This window comes from Rhodopseudomonas sp. NSM (assembly GCF_052445935.1).
Taxonomy (GTDB): Bacteria; Pseudomonadota; Alphaproteobacteria; order Rhizobiales; family Xanthobacteraceae; genus Rhodopseudomonas.
In genome coordinates this window covers 772,971-791,921 of record NZ_JBQTCH010000002.1, presented here as the reverse complement: position 1 = coordinate 791,921, position 18,951 = coordinate 772,971, and the positions used below count along the sequence as shown (strand labels likewise).

General features: G+C 67.3%; 18 protein-coding genes and 1 tRNA gene. 11 read left to right on the top strand and 8 right to left on the bottom strand.

Annotated features, from left to right (window positions below):
* Positions 1 to 352: 352 nt before the first annotated feature.
* Complete coding sequence (locus ACTZWT_RS07970; RefSeq protein ID WP_444769111.1) at positions 353 to 1,291, top strand: IclR family transcriptional regulator; 939 nt, start codon at positions 353 to 355, stop codon at positions 1,289 to 1,291.
* 98 nt (positions 1,292 to 1,389) lie between these two features.
* On the opposite strand, the gene ACTZWT_RS07965 is transcribed toward ACTZWT_RS07970, so the two are convergent.
* Both ACTZWT_RS07965 and ACTZWT_RS07960 read right to left on the bottom strand, forming a co-directional pair.
* A complete protein-coding gene (locus ACTZWT_RS07965) occupies positions 1,390 to 2,673 on the bottom strand; it encodes an MFS transporter (protein ID WP_444769110.1) in 1,284 nt (427 codons plus the stop codon).
* A gap of 124 nt (positions 2,674 to 2,797) precedes the next feature.
* A complete protein-coding gene (locus ACTZWT_RS07960; protein ID WP_444769109.1) occupies positions 2,798 to 3,568 on the bottom strand; it encodes an enoyl-CoA hydratase in 771 nt (256 codons plus the stop codon).
* Between the two features lie 133 nt (positions 3,569 to 3,701).
* Here ACTZWT_RS07960 and ACTZWT_RS07955 point away from each other — a divergent pair, with 133 nt between their 5' ends.
* The 8 genes from ACTZWT_RS07955 (at position 3,702) to ACTZWT_RS07920 (ending at position 11,757) form a co-directional block, all read left to right on the top strand.
* Positions 3,702 to 4,382 carry a TetR/AcrR family transcriptional regulator gene (locus ACTZWT_RS07955; RefSeq protein WP_444769108.1) on the top strand — a complete coding sequence of 227 codons (681 nt, stop codon included), beginning with the start codon at positions 3,702 to 3,704 and terminating at the stop codon, positions 4,380 to 4,382.
* Between the two features lie 146 nt (positions 4,383 to 4,528).
* Entirely contained in the window at positions 4,529 to 6,025 is a 1,497-nt protein-coding gene (locus tag ACTZWT_RS07950) for a CoA-acylating methylmalonate-semialdehyde dehydrogenase (RefSeq protein WP_444769107.1), read from the top strand.
* A 54-nt stretch (positions 6,026 to 6,079) separates the two neighbouring features.
* Positions 6,080 to 6,307 (top strand): hypothetical protein, encoded by a 228-nt coding sequence (locus ACTZWT_RS07945; RefSeq protein ID WP_322517664.1) that lies wholly within the window; start codon positions 6,080 to 6,082, stop codon positions 6,305 to 6,307.
* Positions 6,304 to 6,732, top strand: coding sequence for a type II toxin-antitoxin system VapC family toxin (locus tag ACTZWT_RS07940; protein WP_444769106.1), 429 nt, complete (start codon positions 6,304 to 6,306; stop codon positions 6,730 to 6,732). Before ACTZWT_RS07945 ends, ACTZWT_RS07940 begins: the two co-directional genes overlap by 4 nt.
* Positions 6,729 to 7,877, top strand: a complete 1,149-nt coding sequence (locus ACTZWT_RS07935; protein WP_444769105.1) for an isobutyryl-CoA dehydrogenase — start codon at positions 6,729 to 6,731, stop codon at positions 7,875 to 7,877. The genes ACTZWT_RS07940 and ACTZWT_RS07935 overlap by 4 nt, the downstream gene beginning before the upstream one ends.
* Positions 7,874 to 8,947, top strand: coding sequence for an enoyl-CoA hydratase/isomerase family protein (locus ACTZWT_RS07930; RefSeq protein ID WP_444769104.1), 1,074 nt, complete (start codon positions 7,874 to 7,876; stop codon positions 8,945 to 8,947). Before ACTZWT_RS07935 ends, ACTZWT_RS07930 begins: the two co-directional genes overlap by 4 nt.
* A 35-nt stretch (positions 8,948 to 8,982) precedes the next feature.
* A complete protein-coding gene (mmsB, locus tag ACTZWT_RS07925) occupies positions 8,983 to 9,870 on the top strand; it encodes a 3-hydroxyisobutyrate dehydrogenase (protein ID WP_444769103.1) in 888 nt (295 codons plus the stop codon).
* Between the two features lie 165 nt (positions 9,871 to 10,035).
* Complete coding sequence (locus tag ACTZWT_RS07920; protein WP_444769102.1) at positions 10,036 to 11,757, top strand: AMP-binding protein; 1,722 nt, start codon at positions 10,036 to 10,038, stop codon at positions 11,755 to 11,757.
* Between the two features lie 169 nt (positions 11,758 to 11,926).
* Here ACTZWT_RS07920 and ACTZWT_RS07915 read toward each other — a convergent pair whose 3' ends face one another.
* From ACTZWT_RS07915 to ACTZWT_RS07905, 3 genes are all read right to left on the bottom strand, one after another.
* Positions 11,927 to 12,817 carry a crotonase/enoyl-CoA hydratase family protein gene (locus ACTZWT_RS07915; RefSeq protein WP_444769101.1) on the bottom strand — a complete coding sequence of 297 codons (891 nt, stop codon included), beginning with the start codon at positions 12,815 to 12,817 and terminating at the stop codon, positions 11,927 to 11,929.
* A gap of 194 nt (positions 12,818 to 13,011) precedes the next feature.
* Positions 13,012 to 14,427 (bottom strand): amidase, encoded by a 1,416-nt coding sequence (locus tag ACTZWT_RS07910; RefSeq protein ID WP_444769100.1) that lies wholly within the window; start codon positions 14,425 to 14,427, stop codon positions 13,012 to 13,014.
* Positions 14,420 to 15,592: a M20 aminoacylase family protein gene (locus ACTZWT_RS07905; protein WP_444769099.1), complete on the bottom strand. Its 1,173-nt coding sequence runs from the start codon at positions 15,590 to 15,592 to the stop codon at positions 14,420 to 14,422. Before ACTZWT_RS07905 ends, ACTZWT_RS07910 begins: the two co-directional genes overlap by 8 nt.
* A gap of 435 nt (positions 15,593 to 16,027) precedes the next feature.
* Here ACTZWT_RS07905 and ACTZWT_RS07900 point away from each other — a divergent pair.
* Positions 16,028 to 16,114: transfer RNA gene (locus ACTZWT_RS07900), tRNA-Leu, on the top strand.
* Positions 16,115 to 16,288: 174 nt separating this feature from the next.
* On the opposite strand, the gene ACTZWT_RS07895 is transcribed toward ACTZWT_RS07900, so the two are convergent.
* On the bottom strand, positions 16,289 to 16,744 hold the full coding sequence (locus tag ACTZWT_RS07895; protein WP_444769098.1) for a GNAT family N-acetyltransferase: 456 nt from the start codon (positions 16,742 to 16,744) through the stop codon (positions 16,289 to 16,291).
* A 216-nt stretch (positions 16,745 to 16,960) separates the two neighbouring features.
* Between ACTZWT_RS07895 and ACTZWT_RS07890 the strand changes: the two genes are divergently transcribed.
* Complete coding sequence (locus tag ACTZWT_RS07890) at positions 16,961 to 17,380, top strand: twin-arginine translocation pathway signal (RefSeq protein WP_444769097.1); 420 nt, start codon at positions 16,961 to 16,963, stop codon at positions 17,378 to 17,380.
* Positions 17,381 to 17,413: 33 nt separating this feature from the next.
* On the opposite strand, the gene ACTZWT_RS07885 is transcribed toward ACTZWT_RS07890, so the two are convergent.
* Positions 17,414 to 18,628 carry an FAD-dependent monooxygenase gene (locus tag ACTZWT_RS07885; RefSeq protein ID WP_444769096.1) on the bottom strand — a complete coding sequence of 405 codons (1,215 nt, stop codon included), beginning with the start codon at positions 18,626 to 18,628 and terminating at the stop codon, positions 17,414 to 17,416.
* Between the two features lie 7 nt (positions 18,629 to 18,635).
* Positions 18,636 to 18,881 carry a zinc-finger domain-containing protein gene (locus ACTZWT_RS07880; protein ID WP_444769095.1) on the bottom strand — a complete coding sequence of 82 codons (246 nt, stop codon included), beginning with the start codon at positions 18,879 to 18,881 and terminating at the stop codon, positions 18,636 to 18,638.
* Between the last annotated feature and the right edge of the window lie 70 nt (positions 18,882 to 18,951).

The window sequence follows — 18,951 nt, the reverse complement described above, 5'->3', positions numbered from 1 at the left end:
GGCCTCCCGCCCGGCAACGCGGCCAGCAGCGAAGCCGCGGCGCCCGGCTGCGCGCGTGAGGCCGATGCGGCTTGCGAGGCAGAGCAGGATGACGGTGGGCGGCGTGTTCCTCGTCCCCATCCGGGCTGAATTCCACCCCGCGGCAGCTCGGGAAAATCTTGCGTCGACTGGCTGGGAAGGTGCCGCAACCTCCAGCTTGTTGTGGTTGTCGGCGCTGATCGCGTGATGTAGCTTCGTCGGCAAGTGGAATTTCATTCCGCAGAGTGAAATTAAAAAATGTGCGCCGTGACGGGGCTGATGGGCGCTCCCGTCGCTGTGCATTTGGCATCAAGAACCACGCGGGAAAAACAACATGGGACGACGCTCGGAACGGCTCTGCAGACAGGCCAGCGGTGACCTCGCCGGCGAAAGCGATGTGATTCAGGTGGTGTCGCGCGCATTCGACGTGCTGCGCTGCTTCGAGGGGGCCGAAGCCCGGCTCGGCAATCTCGAAATTTCCAATCGCTGCGGACTGCCGCGCTCGACGGTGTCGCGATTGACCCACACCCTGACCCGGATGGGGCAGCTGGTGTATCTGCCGCGCGACCAGAAATATCGCATCGGCCCGAGCGCAGTGGCGATGAGCACGGCGATGATGCGCGGGCTGCAATTGCGCAATCTGATCCGGACGCGGCTGCAGGAAGTCGCCGACCAGATCCCCGGCACGATCGGCTTCCTGATCCCGGACCGCTTTCATCTGGTGTACTTCGAATACGCCCGGGCGCCGCACGCGCTCGGCCTGAATTCGACCACCGGCAGCCGCATCGCGATGACGCAGACCGCCGGCGGCCATGCCTACGCCGCGGCGCTCGAAGCGGATGCCGCCAATGCCCTGCTGACGGAGATGGAACGCGAATTTCCCCAGCACGCGCCGCTGCTGCGCGAGCGCCTCGAGGCCAATCGCACGATGCTGCGCGAGCGCGGCTACGTGATTTCCTGTGGATTGCTCAGCCCGCACATCAACGGCATCGCCGTCCCGATGTGGTCGCCGCAATACCAGACCTACGTCGTGGTGAGTATCGGCCTGCTGGCGGCGATGTACGACGAGCAGCGGATCCACGACGAGGTGGCACCGGTGCTGCTGCGTCTCAGCACGGCGATCGATGCGTTGATCCAGAACGCCGATGGCGGGCTGATGGCAGCCGGCGCGGGCAAGCCGACAGGCCGGACGGCGACCACGGCCCGACGAACCGACCCGCGCAGCCTCGGCGCTGTGGACGAGCGGCGTCGACACGGTCAGGTTCCGGCCTGATCCACTCTCGCGCCCCTCACGGTGAGGCGCGCACCACGGCCCGCATGGCGAGGCGGCGCGCAGCGCCGTCTCGAACCATGAGCTGATTCACGGTTTTCCTACGCCGCGGCAGGCCGCGGATGCTTGCTGATCGTCAGCACGATCGCTGCCGCGATGATGCACAGCGCGCCGGCGACGAAGAACGCCGGCAGGTAGCTCAGCAGCACGGTGCGCGACAGGCCGGCGCCGAACGCCGCGGTGGCCGCGCCGAGCTGATGGCCGGCGAAGATCCAGCCGAACACCAGCCCGGCACGCTCGGGGCCGAATTTCTGCGCGGTGAGCCGCACCGTCGGCGGCACCGTGGCGATCCAGTCCAGGCCGTAGAACATCGCGAACAGCGACAATCCGTAGAAGGTGAAGTCGCTGAACGGCAGGAACAGCAGCGACAGCCCGCGCAAGCCGTAATACCAGAACAGCAGCCAGCGATTGTCGTAGCGGTCCGACAGCCAGCCCGACAGGATGGTGCCGACGAAATCGAAGATCCCCATCGCGGCGAGCAGCCCGGCCGCCTGCACCTGCGGAATGCCGAAATCGGCGCATAGCGGAATCAGGTGAACCTGAATCAGGCCGTTGGTCGATGCGCCGCAGATGAAGAACGTCGCGAACAGGATCCAGAACACCCGGGTCTTCGCCGCATCGCGCAGAGCGCCCAGCGCCGCCGCCATGATCGGGGCGTTGGCGGGCGGGGGCGGCGGCAGCGGCTCGGTCCCGGTATCGCCGAACGGCCGCAGCCCGAGGTCGCCGGGCCGGTCGCGCATCATCAGCAGCACGCCCATCGCGGCGATGCCGAGGCCGACGCACAACAGCATCAGCGCGACGCGCCAGCCGTAGAGTTCGGTGAGCTTCGCCAACATCGGCAGGAACACCAATTGCCCGGTGGCGACGCTGGCGGTGAGGATGCCGACCACGAGGCCGCGGCGATGGTTGAACCATCGCGCCGCCACCGTGGCGCCGAGCACCATCGCGGTCAGCCCGGTGCCGATGCCCACCGCGACGCCCCACAGCACCACCAGCTGCCACACCTGCGTCATCGCCACCGAGCCGATCAGGCTCGCGGCGATGATCACCTGCCCGGCGAGCGCGACGTTGCGCAGCCCGTAGCGGTTCATCAGCGCCGCCGCGAACGGCGCCATCAGCCCGAACAGCAGAAAGCGGATCGACAGCGCCGAGGAAATCTCCGCGGTGGTCCAGCCGAATTCCTGCTGCAGCGGCAGGATGAAGACGCCCGGCGCGCCGACCGCGCCGGCCGAGACCAGCGCCGTGAGGAAGGTCACGCCGACCATCACCCAGCCATAATGGATGTCGCGGCGGGCGAGGGCGGCGGACAGCCAGGTCGAGATCATGCGTCGGGTCCTGATGCAGGGGAGAGCGAGAACGGCGCCGGCCGCTTCAATATGATGCAGATCATATAATGGATCGCCCGGTTTGCAATCCGCTGCAGCGCAACAGGCTGTGATGTCGCCCGCGTCAGCGCTTGCGGCTGACGAATTCGCCCATCAGTCTCTGCGGCTCGCCGGTGAGGTAGGACTGGCCGAACACTTTGACAGAGTGTTCCACCGATTCGCGCAGCGGCATGTCGTGCCAGGCGGTCAGCAGCGCCTTCTGCGCCCGCAGCGCCTGCGGCGCGGCGGCGAGCAGCGACGCGACCAGGCCCTCGACCGCGTCGTCGAGCCCGTCCGGCGGCGCGATCGTGTCGATCAGGCCCCAGTCCAGCGCGATCGGCGCATCGATCGTCTCGGCGGTCATCAGCAGCCAGCGCGTGCGGCTCCAGCCGATCAGCCGCGGCAGCAGCGCGGCGTGGATCACCGAGGGGATGCCGACCCGCACCTCCGGCATCGCGAATTTGGCGTCGGCGGCCGCGACGCGAAAGTCGCAGGCGGCGGCGACTTCCAGCCCGCCGCCGAGGCACCAGCCGGAAATCTGCGCGATCACCGGGTACGGCACGGTGCGTATCGTTTCGCACAGATCGGCGAGCCCGGTGATGAAGCGCTCGGCCGAGGCCTGATCCAGCGTCGCCATCTCCTTGATGTCGGCGCCGCCGATCATGCTGCGGTCGCTTTCGCCGGCGACGATCAGCACGCGAATCGCGTCGTCGGCCGCGAGTTGTGCGACGCCCTCGCGAACCGCCTCGATCACTTTGGAGTTCAGGATGTTGAGCGGACCGGCGCCGCAGATCGTCAGCCGGACCACGCCGCGATCGTCGTCGGCGACGCCGCAATGGGAGTTGATCATCCGCATGGCTTTACCTTCCGTTTCCCCGCCGCGCATGTCCCGGTCGAGCGCGGCCTTTGTCAAGCGCGAGCAGTCCTTTCGCGATGGCATTCCCGGCGGATCGCGCTATGATATGATCAGGAACATCTGATCGGACCCGATGCGCTATTCCAAGGAACACAAGCTCGAGACCCATGCCCGGATCGTGCGGAAGGCGTCCGTGCGGCTGCGCGAAAAGGGCGCCCACGGCATCGGCGTTGCCGACCTGATGAAGGACGCCGGCCTCACCCATGGCGGGTTTTACGCGCATTTCTCCTCGCGCGAGCAACTGGTGATCGAGGCTTTCGCCTACGCGATGGACCGCGCCAACGAACGCTGGCGCAAGCTCGCGGACGACACGCCGCCGCGCGAGATGCTGGCGATCGTCGTCAACAACTACCTCTCTGCGGCGCATCGCGACGACCCCGGCCGCGGCTGCGCGGTGCCGGCGCTGGGCGCGGAGATCGCCCGCGAGAGCCCGAAGACGCGCCGCGCCTTCGCCGCCAAGCTCGAGCAGATGATCGCGACGATGGCGACGCGATTTCCCGACGCGAGCCCGAAGGCCGCGCGCAAGCAGGCGATGGCGACGCTCGCCACGATGATGGGGGCGCTGCTGATGGCCCGTGTCGCCGGCAGCGGGGAACTGTCCGACGCGATCCTCGAAGCCGGCCGCGACGCCGCTCTGGCCGGCGCCATGCCGGCAAAACCGGCGCCGAAAGCGCCGGCGAGACCGCGCGCGGCGCGGAAACCCGCGGCGGCGGCGCCGTCCCGAACCCGGACCAAAGCCGCTCCCCGGCGCTGATCGCCGTCCGTCCGCGCCGGACGCTGCCGGCGCGCACCAGCCGCGAGGGTTGCATTTTGGCAGGCGTCGGTCGCGCGCAGGCCCTTCCCAAAGCCCGAAAAAGGCTGTTCAAGGAAGTCCAGAAAACAGCCTTTCAGGAGGAACGGATGCGCACCATCGGGCACTTCATCGGCGGCAAAGAGGTCGAAGGACAATCCGGCCGTTTCGCCGACGTGTTCGAGCCGATGACCGGCGAGGTTCAGGCCAAGGTCGCGCTCGCGACCCGCGCCGAGATGCGCGCCGCGATCGAAAACGCCAGTGCCGCGCAGCCGGAATGGGGCGCCACCAACCCGCAGCGCCGCGCCCGCGTGCTGATGAAGTTCCTCGACCTGGTGCAGCGCGACTACGACAAGCTCGCCGAGCTGCTGGCGCGCGAGCACGGCAAGACCATCCCCGACGCCAAGGGCGACATCCAGCGCGGCCTCGAAGTCGCCGAATTCGCCTGCGGCATTCCGCATCTGATGAAGGGCGAATACACCGAGGGCGCCGGCCCCGGCATCGACATCTATTCGATGCGGCAACCGCTCGGCGTCGTCGCCGGCATCACCCCGTTCAACTTCCCGGCGATGATCCCGATGTGGAAATTCGCCCCGGCAATTGCCTGCGGTAATGCCTTCATCCTGAAGCCGTCCGAGCGCGATCCCGGCGTGCCGATGGCGCTCGCCGCCCTGATGCTCGAAGCCGGCCTGCCGCCCGGCATCCTCAACGTCGTCAACGGCGACAAGGAGGCGGTCGACGCCATTCTGGACGACGTCGACATCCGCGCCGTCGGCTTCGTCGGCTCGTCGCCGATCGCGCAATACATCTACGAGCGCGCCGCGGCCACCGGCAAGCGCGCGCAGTGCTTCGGCGGCGCCAAGAACCACGCCATCATCATGCCGGACGCCGACATGGACCAGACCGTCGACGCGCTGATCGGCGCCGGCTACGGCTCGGCCGGTGAGCGCTGCATGGCGATCTCGGTCGCGGTGCCGGTCGGCAAGACCACCGCCGACAGGCTGATGGAAAAGCTGATCCCGCGCGTCGAGGCTTTGAAGATCGGGCCGTCGACCGATCCGTCCGCCGATTTCGGTCCGCTGGTGACCAGGGAGGCGCTGGAGCGCGTCAAGAACTACGTCGAGATCGGCGTCCAGGAAGGCGCCACGCTCGCCGTCGACGGCCGTGGCTTCAAGATGCAGGGCTACGAGAACGGCTTCTACATGGGCGGCTGTCTGTTCGACAACGTCACCCGCGACATGCGGATCTACAAGGAAGAGATTTTTGGCCCCGTCCTGAGCGTCGTGCGCGCCCACGACTACGCCGAAGCGCTGGCGCTGCCGTCGGACCATGACTACGGCAACGGCGTCGCGATCTTCACCCGCGACGGCGACGCCGCGCGCGACTTCGCAGCGAAAGTGAATGTCGGCATGGTTGGTATCAACGTCCCGATCCCGGTGCCGATCGCCTACTACACCTTCGGCGGCTGGAAGAAGTCCGGCTTCGGCGACCTCAACCAGCACGGCCCGGATTCGGTGCGGTTCTATACCAAGACCAAGACCGTCACCTCGCGCTGGCCGTCCGGCGTCAAGGAAGGTGCGGAGTTCTCGATCCCGCTGATGAAGTGAGGTAGACTCCGGTGGGGCCGGGTGCGGCCTCGCCGGAGTTCGAGGAGGTGTATGATGGCCGAAGCACAGCTACGTAGCCGCGTGGAGGAAGCGTTGGCCTCGTTCGAGCGACGTGCCCGCGCGAAAGGGCGCACCTTCGATCAGGAGGTCGAGCTGCTCTTGCAGGGTGCAGAGAAGTTCACTCCCGAAGAACGTGTCGCGGTGTCTCACTATTTCCGATCACAGCATCCCGAGATACAACCCTCGCTCACTCTCGACGAGATCAGGGAAGGGTTGATGTGACCGATTTCATCGTCGACGCAAGTGTCGCGGTGAAATGGTTCGTTGCTGAACCGGACGCTCCGGCGGCCGATGAATTGTCGCTCGGCAGCGATCGGCTGTTCGCGCCTCAGATTATTTTCGGAGAGATTGCAAACGCGCTGTGCCGGAAAACATCGGCGGGGCTGATGTCTGCCATGGAGGCGGTCAGCTACTTTCGATCACTGCGTAGCTATTTCGACGGTATCGTGGCGACCGATGATTTGCTTGAGGCGGCTTTGCTCAACGGTTGTACCTTTCGTCATCCGGTTTACGATTTCATCTATCTCGAGGCGGCTCGTCGGATGAACGCAGTCATGATAACGGCCGACCGTCGCTTCGCCGCCAAGCTAGCCGGCACCGAACACGCCCGCTACGTGACCCTTCTCTCCGACTGGCAACCCGCATGACAATGTTCGACCTCAACGAAGACCAGCGCGCCATCCGCGACATGGCGCGCGATTTCGCTGCCGAGAAGATCGCGCCGCACGCGCTGCAATGGGACGAGGACAAGCATCTGCCACTGGACGTGATCCGGCAGGCGGCGGCGCTCGGGATCGGCGGCATCTACATCCGCGACGACGTCGGCGGCAGCGCGATGACGCGGTTCGACGCGGCCTTGATCTTCGAGGCGCTGGCGGAAGGATGCCCGGCGATCTCGGCCTTCATCTCGATCCACAACATGGCGGCGTGGATGATCGACAGCTACGGCTCGCAGGCGCAGCGGCAGCAATGGCTGCCGAGACTGTGCAGCATGGAGCTGATCGCCAGCTACTGCCTGACCGAGCCGGGCTCGGGCTCGGACGCCGCGGCGCTGCGCACCCGCGCGGTGATCGACGGCGATCATTATGTGCTCAACGGCCAGAAGCAGTTCATCTCCGGCGCCGGCGCCAACGATCTCTATGTGGTGATGGTGCGCACAGGCGGCGACGGTCCGGGCGGGATCTCGACGCTCGTCGTCGACAAGGACACCCCCGGTCTCAGCTTCGGCGCCAACGAGCGCAAGATGGGCTGGAACGCGCAGCCGACCCGCGCGGTGATCTTCGAGAACGCCCGCGTGCCGGTCGCCAACCGGCTCGGCGACGAGGGCATCGGCTTCAAGATCGCGATGGCCGGGCTCGACGGCGGAAGGCTCAACATCGGCGCGTGTTCGCTCGGCGGCGCGCAGTCGGCGCTATCCAAGGCGCTGGACTACATGAAAGAGCGCAAGGCCTTCGGCAAGCGCCTCGATGAATTCCAGGCGCTGCAGTTTCGCCTCGCCGACATGGCCACCGAGCTCGAAGCGGCGCGGACGCTGCTGTGGCGCGCCGCCGCCGCGCTCGACCGCAAGGACGCCGACGCCACCAAGCTGTGCGCGATGGCCAAGCGCTTCGCCACCGACACCGGCTTCAACGTCGCCAACGACGCGCTGCAGCTGCACGGCGGCTACGGCTATCTCGCCGAATACGGCGTCGAGAAAATCGTGCGCGATCTGCGCGTGCACCAGATCCTCGAAGGCACCAACGAGATCATGCGGCTGATCGTGTCGCGCAAGCTGCTCGAGGACAACCGATGAATGCGCCGATGACCGAACCCGACCTGATCGTCCGGCGCGAGGGCGCGGCCGGCGTGGTCCGGCTCAACCGGCCGAAAGCGCTGAATGCGCTGACGTTGGAGATGGCGCGCGGCCTCGACGCCGCGCTGACTGATTTCGAAGCCGATCCGGGCGTCGCGCTGATCCTGATCGAAGGCGCAGGCGATCGCGGGCTGTGCGCCGGCGGCGACATCGTCGGGCTGTACAACAGCGCGCGCGAGGGCGGCGATCTCGGCAAAGTATTTTGGCGCGAAGAGTACATCATGAACGCGCGGATCGCGAAATATCCGAAGCCCTATGTCGCCTATATGGACGGCCTGGTGATGGGTGGCGGCGTCGGCATCGCCGGCCATGGCAGCCATCGCGTCGTCACCGACAAGACGAAAATCGCGATGCCCGAGGTCGGCATCGGCTTCTTCCCCGATGTCGGCGGCACCTGGCTGTTGTCGCGCGCGCCCGGCGAGATCGGCACCTATTTCGGCCTCACCGGCGAGACCATGAACGGCGCCGACGCGATCCACGCGAAGTTTGCCGATGCGTTCGTGCCGGCGTCAGCATGGCCTGAGCTGCGCGCCGCGTTGACAGCGGCGTCGGCCGATGCCCATGCCGACAATGTTCGCGGCATCATCGCGCGGTTCACGATCACGCCCGAGGCAGGGTCGGCGCAGCTTCACGCGCAGCAGATCGACCAATGGTTCGCGCACGACACCGTCGAGGAGATCCTCGCGGATCTCCAGAGCGACGGCTCGGAGTTCGCGCAAGCCACGCTGAAGGCGCTGCGGGCGAAGTCGCCGACCAGCCTCAAGGTCGCGCTGAAGCTGCTGCGGATCGCGCGCGGCGCGGCGTCGCTGGAAGAATGCCTGGTGCACGAATATCGCGCCGCGCTGCAGGTGTTCGTCAGCGACGATTTCGTCGAGGGCATTCGCGCTGCGGTGATCGACAAGGACCGCGCGCCGAAATGGCGTCCGGCCACGATCGAAGAGGTGACGCCGGACATCGTGGCGCGCTACTTTGAAGACCGCGGCGCCGACGAGCTGCAATTTCCGGACTGAAGAGCCGGGACAGGCGAGGGACGAAGGGGGAGGATATGACGAATATCGCATTCATCGGACTCGGCAATATGGGCGGGCCGATGGCCGCCAATCTGGTCAAGGCCGGCCGCAAGGTCGTGGGCTTCGATCTGGCCGCCGCGTCCTGCGACGCAGCCAGGGCCGACGGCGTCGCGATCGCCAACTCCGCCGTCGACGCCGTGCAGGGCGCTGGCGTGATCGTCACCATGCTGCCCGCCGGCAAGCACGTGCTCGCGGTCTGGAACGAGATCCTGCCGCATATCGCCAAAGGCTCGCTGATCATCGATTGCTCGACCATCGACGTCGAAAGCGCGGTGCAGGCGCATAAGCTGGCGGCGAAGGGCGGCATCGCCGCGATCGACGCGCCGGTCTCCGGCGGCACCGGCGGCGCGAAGGCGGCGACGCTGACCTTCATGGCCGGCGGCAGCGAGGCGGCGTTCGCCGCGGCCAAGCCGGTGCTCGACCAGATGGGCAAGAAGATCGTGCATTGCGGCGGCGCCGGCGCGGGGCAGGCGGCGAAGATCTGCAACAACATGATCCTCGGCATTTCGATGATCGCGGTCGGAGAGGCGTTCACGCTGGCCGAAAAGCTCGGCCTGTCGCATCAGGCGCTGTTCGACGTCGCCTCGACCTCGTCGGGCCAGTGCTGGTCGCTGACGACCTATTGCCCGGTGCCCGGCCCGGTGCCGACCTCGCCGGCCAACAACGGCTACAAGCCCGGCTTCGCGGCGGCCTTGATGCTGAAGGATCTGAAGCTGTCGCAGGAGGCCGCGCAGACCTCCGGCGCCGCGACCCCGCTCGGCGCCCACGCCGCCGAGCTCTACGCCGCGTTCGAACAGGCCGGAAATGGCGGCTCGGATTTCTCCGGCATCATCAACTACCTGCGCGAGCAGGGGCGGAAGTAATCGCCGCGCACACGGCGTCGTCATCCTGAGGTGCGAGCGAAGCGAGCCTCGAAGGATGCGGCGGCAAGTGCAAGCGGCCCATCCTTCGAGACGCCCGGCTTCGCCGGGCTCCTCAGGATGACGTCTTCTTTGTAGTTGCTCAGTGAGACGATTGACGAGGGCGCCATGACCACATTTCAACAGGCCCGTTCCTTCCTGCTCGACCATCGCACCGACTACGCCGCCGCGGTCGCCGGTTTCAAATGGCCCGATCCGGTGCCGTTCAACTGGGCGCTGGACTGGTTCGACGCCGAGCTCGCGACCAATCCCGACAGCCGCGACCGCGCGGCGCTGTGGATTGTCGATGGTCCGACCGGCACCGAACTGAAGCCCAGCTTCGCGCAGATGTCGAAACGCTCCAATCAGGTCGCGAACTATCTGCGTGCCAAGGGCCTGAAGCGCGGCGATCATCTGCTGCTGCTGCTCGGTAATGTCGTGCCGTTGTGGGAGGTGATGCTGGCGGCGATCAAGCTCGGCCTCGTCACCATCCCGGCGACGACGCTGCTGACGCCGGATGAGCTGCGCGACCGGCTCGAGCGCGGTGCCGCCAAAGCGGTGATTGCGGCGCCGGATCAGGTCGCGAAATTCAAGGATCTCGGCGCCGACGATCTGGTGCGCATCGTCGTCGGCCCCGCGCAGGATGGCTGGCTCGGCTACGACGAGACGGCGCAGCAGCCGGACTCCTTCGCGCCGGACGGGCCGACGCAGGCCGACGATCCGATGCTGTTGTATTTCACCTCCGGCACCACCGCGAAGCCGAAGCTGGTGCGGCACAGCCAGCGCTCCTATCCGGTCGGCGCGCTGTCGACGATGTTCTGGCTCGGGCTGCAGCCCGGCGACGTGCACCTCAATATCTCATCGCCCGGCTGGGCGAAACATGCGTGGAGTTGTCTGTTCGCGCCGTGGAACGCCGGCGCAACCGTGTTCGTCGTCAACCAGCCGCGGTTCGACGCCAAGAGTCTTTTGGCGACGATCGGCCGCTGCGGCGTCACCACGCTGTGCGCGCCGCCGACGGTGTGGCGGATGTTCATCCAGGAAAAGCTCGCGGACTACAAAGTCGCGCTGCGCGAGGTCTGCGGCGCCGGCGAGCCGCTCAATCCCGAAGTGATCGATCAGGTCAAGGCCGCCTGGGGCGTCACCATCCGCGACGGCTACGGCCAGACCGAGACCACCGCGATGGTCGGCAATTCGCCCGGCCAGAAGGTGAAGATCGGCTCGATGGGCCGGCCGCTGCCGGGCTATGTCGTGCGGATCACCGATGCCGACGGCCAGCCGGCGAAAGAGGGCGAGATCACGCTGGCGCTGGGCGACGCGCGGCCCGCCGGCCTGATGCAGGGCTATCAGGGTGAGGGCGGCAAGCTCAGCGGCGCGGACGGCGCGATCTATCGCTCCGGCGACGTCGCCTTCGCCGATGACGACGGCTATCTCACCTTCGTCGGCCGCACCGACGACGTGTTCAAATCCTCGGACTACCGGATCTCGCCGTTCGAACTGGAGAGCGTGCTGCTCGAACACGATGCCGTCGCTGAGGCCGCGGTGGTGCCGAGCCCGGACCCGATCAAGCTGGCGATCCCGAAGGCCTATGTGCTGCTGACCGCAGGCGCCGATCGCTCGCGCGACACCGCGCTGTCGATCTTCCGCCACATGCAGGCGCGGATGTCCCCGTTCAAGCGCATCCGCAAGCTCGAACTCGTGACCGAACTACCGAAGACGATCTCGGGAAAAATCCGCCGCGTGCATCTGCGCCGGATCGAGCACGAGCACGACCAGACCGACTCGTTGCGCGGCATCGAGTTTCGCGAAGAGGAGTTCCCGGAGCTGAAAGCCGCCCCGGCGCAGGAGGGGTGAGGCCGCGCGACGCGCGCGCACCGTCCTCTCGTTCGTCATTCCGGGGCGCGCGTAGCGCGAACCCGGAATCTCTCTTTGCAATCACCGCGGGATTCCGGGTTCGCGAGCTGGCGCTCGCGCCCCGGAATGACGGCGATTGTTGCCGGTCCGCTCGATGAGCGCGCTGCGCTTACTTGTATTCCCGCTCGTCCCACCACGGGAAATACGCCGGCATGTCGGCCGTCACCTTGTTCCTGAACTGCGCCGGGCGCTTTTCCAGGAACGAGGACACGCCTTCCTTGACGTCGTCGGAGCGGCCGCGTTCGTAGATGCCGCGGCTGTCGATCTTGTGGGCTTCCATCGGATCGTCGGCGCCGAGCATCCGCCACATCATCTGCCGGATCAGTGCCACCGACACCGGCGCGGTCTTGGCGGCGATTTCCTTGGCCAGCGTTCGCGCGGTCTCGATCAACTGATCGGCCGGCACCACGCGGCTGACGAGCTTGCCGTCGAGCGCTTCCTGCGCCGGGAACACCTTCCCGGTGTAGCACCACTCCAACGCCTGGCTGATGCCGACGATGCGCGGCAGGAACCAGCTCGAGGCGGCTTCCGGCACGATGCCGCGCTGCGAGAACACGAAGCCGAACCGCGCCGCCTCGGACGCGATGCGGATGTCCATGGCGAGCTGCATGGTGACGCCGATGCCGACCGCGGGGCCGTTGACGGCGGCGATCACCGGCTTCAGGCATTTGAAGATCCGCAGCGTGACTTGTCCGCCGCCGTCGCGCACCTGCGGGTCGGCGTAGTCGACCGAACCGTCGGCGTTGCGCCGCACCGGGCCGCGGCGCGCGTCGCGGTCGAAGGTGTCGGCGCCGGACGACAGATCGGCGCCGGCGCAGAACGCGCGGCCTTCGCCGGTGACGATGATCGCGCGCACATTGTCGTCGGCATCGGCCTTGTCGAACGCCTCGATCAGCTCGCGCTGCATCGCCGGATTGAAGGCGTTCAGCTTCTCCGGACGGTTCAGCGTGATGGTGAGGATCTGGTCGGCGACCTCGTATTTGATCGTCTCGTAGGACATGGGTGTTTCCTTCGCCCGTTGTTGTTGTTGTTGATGCCTTTCGGCGCGTCATTCCGGGATGCGCGCATCTGCGCGCAGACCGGGAATCCATACCCCCTGGCGGTGGTTATGGATTCCGGGTTCGCGAGCTTTCGCTCGCGCCCCAGAACGACAATCGTTAGGGTGCGCGTGGTGCCTTGGTCAAGCGCGACTACTCAGCGCGGCGGCACCGGCCACGGCTGCTGCGCGCCGCGAACATCTTCGAACGCCTTCGCCATGCGCAGCACGCCGAGATCGTCGAACCGCCTACCCACGATCTGCACGCCGATCGGAAATCCCTTCGAACTGTACCCGCCATTGATCGACGCCGCCGGATTCTCCGACATATTCCACGGCACGGTATAGAGGATGTGGTCGAACGGAATGTCCGGATCGTCGAGCGGCGAGGGCAGCTCGGCGGGGAAACTCACCACCGGCGCCACCGGCGAGATCAGATAGTCGATCTCCGCGAACAGCTTCGCCGCCATGGCGCGCACCGCCATGGTCTGGTTGAAGCCGCGTACCACCTCGACGCCGCTCAGCGTCGCGCCGCGCTCGGCCCAGCGCACGATATAGGGCAGCACCTGCGCGCGCTGCGCCTCGCTGAGCTTGGAGACGTCGTCCCACATCCGCGCCCGCCAGAACGCGTCGAGCCCGTCCATCATCTCGCGGGTGAAGTCGAGCGACACCTCGCGGACGGTCGCGCCCTGCGCCTCGAAGCTGCGCGTGGCGTTCAGCACGACGGCTCGCACCTCGTCGTCGAGCTTCATGCCGAAGCCGAGATCGGTGACGAGGCCGATGGTCTTGCCGCGCAGATCGGTCGCCAGATCGTGCCAGGCGAAATCGTTCGGCGGCAGGTTCATGCCGTCGCGCGCATCGGGAAGCGACAGCACGCTCATCATCAGCGCGGAGTCGTCGACCGTCCGCGTCATCGGCCCTGCGCAGCGGCCGACATAGGGCGGATCGATCGGCACGCGGCCGAGCGAGGGCTTCAGCGCGAACAGGCCGCACCAGTTCGCAGGCAAGCGAACCGAGCCGCCGATGTCGGTGCCGAGATGCAGCGGCCCGTAGCCCGCAGCCCCCGCGGCGCCCGCGCCGGAGGAGGAACCTCCGGTGTTCTGCGTAGTGTCCCACGGATTGCGGGTGACGCCGTGGAAGCTCGACAGGCCGGACGACAGCATGCCGAAATCCGGCATCGTGGTCTTGGTCCACAGGATCGCGCCGGCTTCGCGCAGCCGCGCCGCGGGCGGCGCATCCACCGTCGCCGGCGTCGGCGCGGTGATCGGCACGCCGAGCGGAATCGGCACGCCCTTGGTCGCGACGTTCTCCTTGATGGTCACCGGCACGCCGTCGAGCACGCCCTGCGGTTCGCCTTTTTGCCAGCGCTCGGTCGATTGCTTCGCCGCGGCGCGTGCGCCGTCGGGATCGCACGCATACAGCGCGTTGAGCTGCGGTTCCCAGCGCTGCGCCTGGGCGATGACGTCGTCGATCACCTCGGACGGCGAGAACTGCTTCGCGTAGTAGCCGGCGAGCAGTTCGGTGGCGCTGAGGTCGTGCAGCGCGGTGGTCTTGCTCGTCACGCCGTCAGACATTGGCGGCTGCCGGCAAACGGGTTTCGACGATGCGCGCGAACATGCTGGCGCCGATCGGCAGGATCTTGTCGTCGAGCACGTAGCCGGGATTGTGCACCGGCACGTCGCCGTCATGGCCGACCCAGAAATACGCGCCTGGGATCGCCTGCAGCATGTCGGCGAAATCCTCGGAGCCCATCTTCGGCTGCTCGCGCAGCTTGACGTTGGCGTCGCCGACCACGCCGCGGGCGACTTCGGCGACCACGTCGCTCTGCGCCTGCTGGTTCACCAGCACGCTGAAGATGTCGCGGATCTCGACGGTGATTTCGACGTCGAACGCCGCCGCGATGCCGGCCGCGAGCGCGCGCATCCGCTCGCGCACCAGTTTGCGGATGTCGTCGGAGAACGCCCGGACGGTGCCGGCGAGCCGCGCTTCGCCGGGGATGACGTTGTAGGCCGAGCCGGAATGGATCTGGGTGATCGACAGCACCGCGGAGTGCAGCGGATCGACGTTGCGGCTGACGATGGTCTGCAGCGCTTGCCCCAGCGTCATCGCGATCACCACCGGGTCCTTGGAGCGCTCCGGCATCGCACCGTGGGCGCCGTAGCCCGAGATGGTGATGTCGAAGAAATCGGCGCCGGCCATCGCCGGCCCGGGCAGGATCGCGATCTCGCCATGGGCGAGGTCGGGCGCGTTGTGCAGGCCGTAGAGCTCGTCGCAGGGGAATTTCTGGAACAGCCCGTCCTTCAGCATCGCGCGGGCGCCGCCGAGGCCTTCTTCGGCCGGCTGGAAGATGAAATGCACGGTGCCGTCGAAATTGCGGGTCTCGGCGAGATACCGCGCGGTACCGAGCAGCATGGTGGTGTGGGCGTCATGGCCGCAGCCGTGGAAGCGGCCGGGAATGGTGGAGCGCCACGCCAGATTGGTGTGCTCCTCCATCGGCAGCGCGTCCATGTCGGCGCGCAGGCCGATCCGGCGATTGCCGGAGCCGTTGCCCTTCAGCACGCCGACCACGCCGGTGCCGCCGAGCCCGCGGTGCACCTCGATGCCCCATTGGTCGAGTTTCTCGGCGACGATGTTGGAGGTGCGGACCTCCTCGAAGCCGATCTCCGGATGCATGTGCAGATCGCGGCGGATCGCGGTCAGTTCGTCGGCGAAGGCATCGATGCGGTCGATGGTCGGCATGTTCGGGAGCACCCTTGGTGGTCTGGTTGACGTGAGGTGAAACAGTCGCAGCGCTTGTATGCAAGGATCGGGCAAGGAATCCGGCAAGGATCCGGCGAGGATCCCGGCAAGCCACGCGCAGGGCCGGGCAGGACCTAGGCGGAGCCGGCCTCGGCGCGGGCTTGCAGCATCTCACCCGACAATGCCTGGCAATGTCAAAGCGCACTGCGCGCCCAGTCCCCCCGTCGCCGCAACCCCGCTTTGCGTTGCGCCCCGCCCTCGACTATGAATGCGGCGCTCTGGCGTGGATCGAGGCACCGCCGCGACCCACCGCGCCGGTTGCAGGGTTTCGGGACGCAGTGCACGGCGAATTCCTGTCGCGGGCGGACCGGTGATTTCACCGGACACCTGCCGCCGATGTGTGGTCGGATGCAATGACGGCCCGAGCGGCCCGATGCGGACGTGGCGAAACTGGTAGACGCAAGGGACTTAAAATCCCTCGATGGCAACGTCGTGCGGGTTCGACCCCCGCCGTCCGCACCAAAGCCGTATAAGGGGCGTGATTAGTCCAGTCTCAGGTGATAGCGGGTATAGCGCAGTTCACCCGTTCGGGTCAGAGCTTCCTTCACAACAAGATTTTGCAGATCACGCGTAACATAATGAGTTATCGCAAGTCGTTCTATGCCTCATCCAGCGGGTGAACGGATTCCGCCCTCGCTAACCGATCCGCTTCACCATGTGCACCACCTTGTCGCCATTGGCGCGGGTCTCGTCGTGTTCGTGGACGTAGCCGAGCGAGGCATAGAGGCGGATGTTCTCTTCGAAGCGGGCATTGGTGTAGAGCCGCAGCGTGTCGCGGCCGGCCTCGGCGGCGAGGCGTTCGGCGTGGGCGAGCAGCCGGCGGCCGTAGCCGCGTTTCTGCGCGTCCGGCGACACCGCGACGTTGACGATCAGCAGATCGTCGTCGCGTAGCTCGGTTTCGATCAGCGCCGCCAGCGCGCCGTCGGACTCCAGCAGATCGAAGCGATGCTGCTGCAGCGCGACCGCGTAGTCGGCGAGCATCGGCAGAGGCTCGTGGCCGATCAGTGCGACCCATTTGGCATAGGCCTGCATCGTCAGTGCGGTGATCGCCTCGACATCGGCGGCCGTTCCCGGCCGGAAGAGTTCGCTCATCTGGTCTCCTGCAGCACGATCCGTTGACCCCGCGCCATCGGGATCTTGCCGGGCCCGTTGCGCTGTCGCAATCTGTCCGCGCGTCGGGCGCAGCCCTGCGCCTCGCGCGCGATCTCGCCGGAGCGGGCTCAGTGCCGCCTGCTTCCGCGCCTCATTCCCGCCATTGCCGCCTGATCTTTCCGAAATCGCAACATTGTTCTGCCAGTCACGAGCGCCATGACCGATCGCCGCCGCCTTGTTTCATCTCGCTTGGGCTTCGTCGCCTTCGCCGCGCTCGTCGTCGGGGCGGGGGGGCTGTCGGGCTGCGCGGCGATCGGCGACAGTGCGATGTCGCAGGCGTTCGTCGATCCCGCCAAATATGATCTGTACAATTGCGAGCAGCTTGCCGCGGAGCGTAAAGCCCTCGATGCGCGACTGGCCGATCTCGACGGGCTGATGCGCAAGGCGCAGACCGGCGTCGCCGGCTCGGTGGTGTCCGAGGTCGCCTATCGCAACGACTACATCAACGTGAAGGCCCAGTCGCGGCTCGCCGAACAGACCTGGCGCGACAACAAATGCGTCGAGGCGGCGCCGCCGCCCGCGGCGGCTGCGCCCGGCCCGCGCGCACCGGCGCATTCGGGCCGCACTGCGCGCTGAGCCGGGTCTGGACGCGCCGCGGCGCCACCTGGCTCATGGTCGCCAGTCGTAGACCCAGCCTTGCCGCGCCAGCAACCGTTCGCCGCCGAGTGCCTGCATCGCCAGATCGCGCGCCAGCGCCATCGGGCCGGTGAGGTGATAGATCCTGCCATTCTGCTGCGCCAGCCGCTGCACCCGCGCCACCCGCGCGCGGCGCGCCTGCGCGTAGCGCTGCAGCGACGCCGGCACCGACAGCGTATCGCCGGCGGCATTGGCGCCGTGGCTGTCACCGAGGCATTGCGCCAGCACCGCGGCGTCCTCGATCGCCATGCCGGCGCCCTGCGCGGCGAACGGCAGCATGCCGTGCGACGCATCGCCGAGCAGCGCGGTCGCGCCCGCGGTCCAGGCGCCGCCATCGGGCATCGCGAACAGCGCCCATCGCTTCCAGCTCTCGACCGCGCCGATCAGGTCGCGCGCCGAGGACGCCCAGCCGGCGGCGGCGAACCGGTTCCTGATCTCGCGCGGCTCGCCCGGCGCGCTCCAGCCTTCGCGATTCCAGTCGTCGGCGACGATCGCAACCAGATTGATCCGCCGACCGCCTGAAATCGGATACAGCACCAGATGCGCCTGCGGCCCCATCCAGAGTTGCACGCCGGCGGGCAGGTCGGTCCGCGGCATCACTTTGGCGTCGACGGTGCCGCGCCAGGCGATCAGTCCGCTGAACCGCGGCTGCGTCGATGGAAATAACTGCCCGCGCACCGCCGACCAGATGCCGTCGGCGCCGATCAGCGCCAGCGCCTGTTCCTGCTTGCGTTCGGTGCGCCGGCGATGACCGACCGTGACGCCGCGCGCGTCGCTGGCGAAGTCCTCGAACCGGCAGCCGAGCCGCAAATCGATCGACGGATGGGCGACCACCTGCGCCTCGAGCGCGGATTGCAGATCGGCGCGGTGGATCACCCAATACGGTGCTCCGGCGCGCGCTGCTGCGGCTTCGCCGAGCGGCAGCCGCACCACCGCGCGGCCGCTGCGCGCGCTCATCACCGTCACCGCGTCGGGCGCGACCGCGCGCTGCGCGAGCCTGTCACCGAGGCCGAGACCGATCAGCACGCGGCTGGCGTTGGGGGAGAGTTGCAGTCCGGCGCCGGCTTCCTCGAGCCGTTCCGTCTTTTCCAGAACGACGACGCGAAAGCCGCGCGCCGCGAGCGCGAGCGAGGCCGTCAGTCCGCCGATTCCCGCGCCGGCAACGACGATCGTGCGCGACGCCGGCACGATGCGATCAGGCGACCTTGTCCTTCAGCACGCATTCCGGCGGGCGCGCTTCGCCGGGCCCGAGGTCGGGCGCGTAGCGATACAGCGTCGAGCAGTACGGACAGATGATCTCGTTGTCGTTGCCGAGGTCGAGAAACACATGCGGATGATCGAACGGCGGATTGGCGCCCACGCACATGAATTCCTTCGAGCCGATCTCGATCATGGGAACGCCGGCATCGTTCTGGAAATGAGGAACCACGTGGTCGGACATTCGGCTCACCTTAGCTCGCGACGGAGAGGGCAATCATCACGGTGCAGCGCACCATACCGGCGTCGGCTCC

Coding starts and splice junctions, on each gene's coding strand:
- mmsB (WP_444769103.1), top strand. CDS start 8,983: ATGACGAATATCGCATTCATCGGACTCGGCAATATGGGCGGGCCGATG.
- ACTZWT_RS07890 (WP_444769097.1), top strand. CDS start 16,961: ATGACCGATCGCCGCCGCCTTGTTTCATCTCGCTTGGGCTTCGTCGCC.
- ACTZWT_RS07950 (WP_444769107.1), top strand. CDS start 4,529: ATGCGCACCATCGGGCACTTCATCGGCGGCAAAGAGGTCGAAGGACAA.
- ACTZWT_RS07880 (WP_444769095.1), bottom strand. CDS start 18,881: ATGTCCGACCACGTGGTTCCTCATTTCCAGAACGATGCCGGCGTTCCC.
- ACTZWT_RS07930 (WP_444769104.1), top strand. CDS start 7,874: ATGAATGCGCCGATGACCGAACCCGACCTGATCGTCCGGCGCGAGGGC.
- ACTZWT_RS07905 (WP_444769099.1), bottom strand. CDS start 15,592: ATGCCGACCATCGACCGCATCGATGCCTTCGCCGACGAACTGACCGCG.
- ACTZWT_RS07965 (WP_444769110.1), bottom strand. CDS start 2,673: ATGATCTCGACCTGGCTGTCCGCCGCCCTCGCCCGCCGCGACATCCAT.
- ACTZWT_RS07920 (WP_444769102.1), top strand. CDS start 10,036: ATGACCACATTTCAACAGGCCCGTTCCTTCCTGCTCGACCATCGCACC.
- ACTZWT_RS07945 (WP_322517664.1), top strand. CDS start 6,080: ATGGCCGAAGCACAGCTACGTAGCCGCGTGGAGGAAGCGTTGGCCTCG.
- ACTZWT_RS07960 (WP_444769109.1), bottom strand. CDS start 3,568: ATGCGGATGATCAACTCCCATTGCGGCGTCGCCGACGACGATCGCGGC.
- ACTZWT_RS07915 (WP_444769101.1), bottom strand. CDS start 12,817: ATGTCCTACGAGACGATCAAATACGAGGTCGCCGACCAGATCCTCACC.
- ACTZWT_RS07910 (WP_444769100.1), bottom strand. CDS start 14,427: ATGTCTGACGGCGTGACGAGCAAGACCACCGCGCTGCACGACCTCAGC.
- ACTZWT_RS07935 (WP_444769105.1), top strand. CDS start 6,729: ATGACAATGTTCGACCTCAACGAAGACCAGCGCGCCATCCGCGACATG.
- ACTZWT_RS07955 (WP_444769108.1), top strand. CDS start 3,702: ATGCGCTATTCCAAGGAACACAAGCTCGAGACCCATGCCCGGATCGTG.
- ACTZWT_RS07895 (WP_444769098.1), bottom strand. CDS start 16,744: ATGAGCGAACTCTTCCGGCCGGGAACGGCCGCCGATGTCGAGGCGATC.
- ACTZWT_RS07970 (WP_444769111.1), top strand. CDS start 353: ATGGGACGACGCTCGGAACGGCTCTGCAGACAGGCCAGCGGTGACCTC.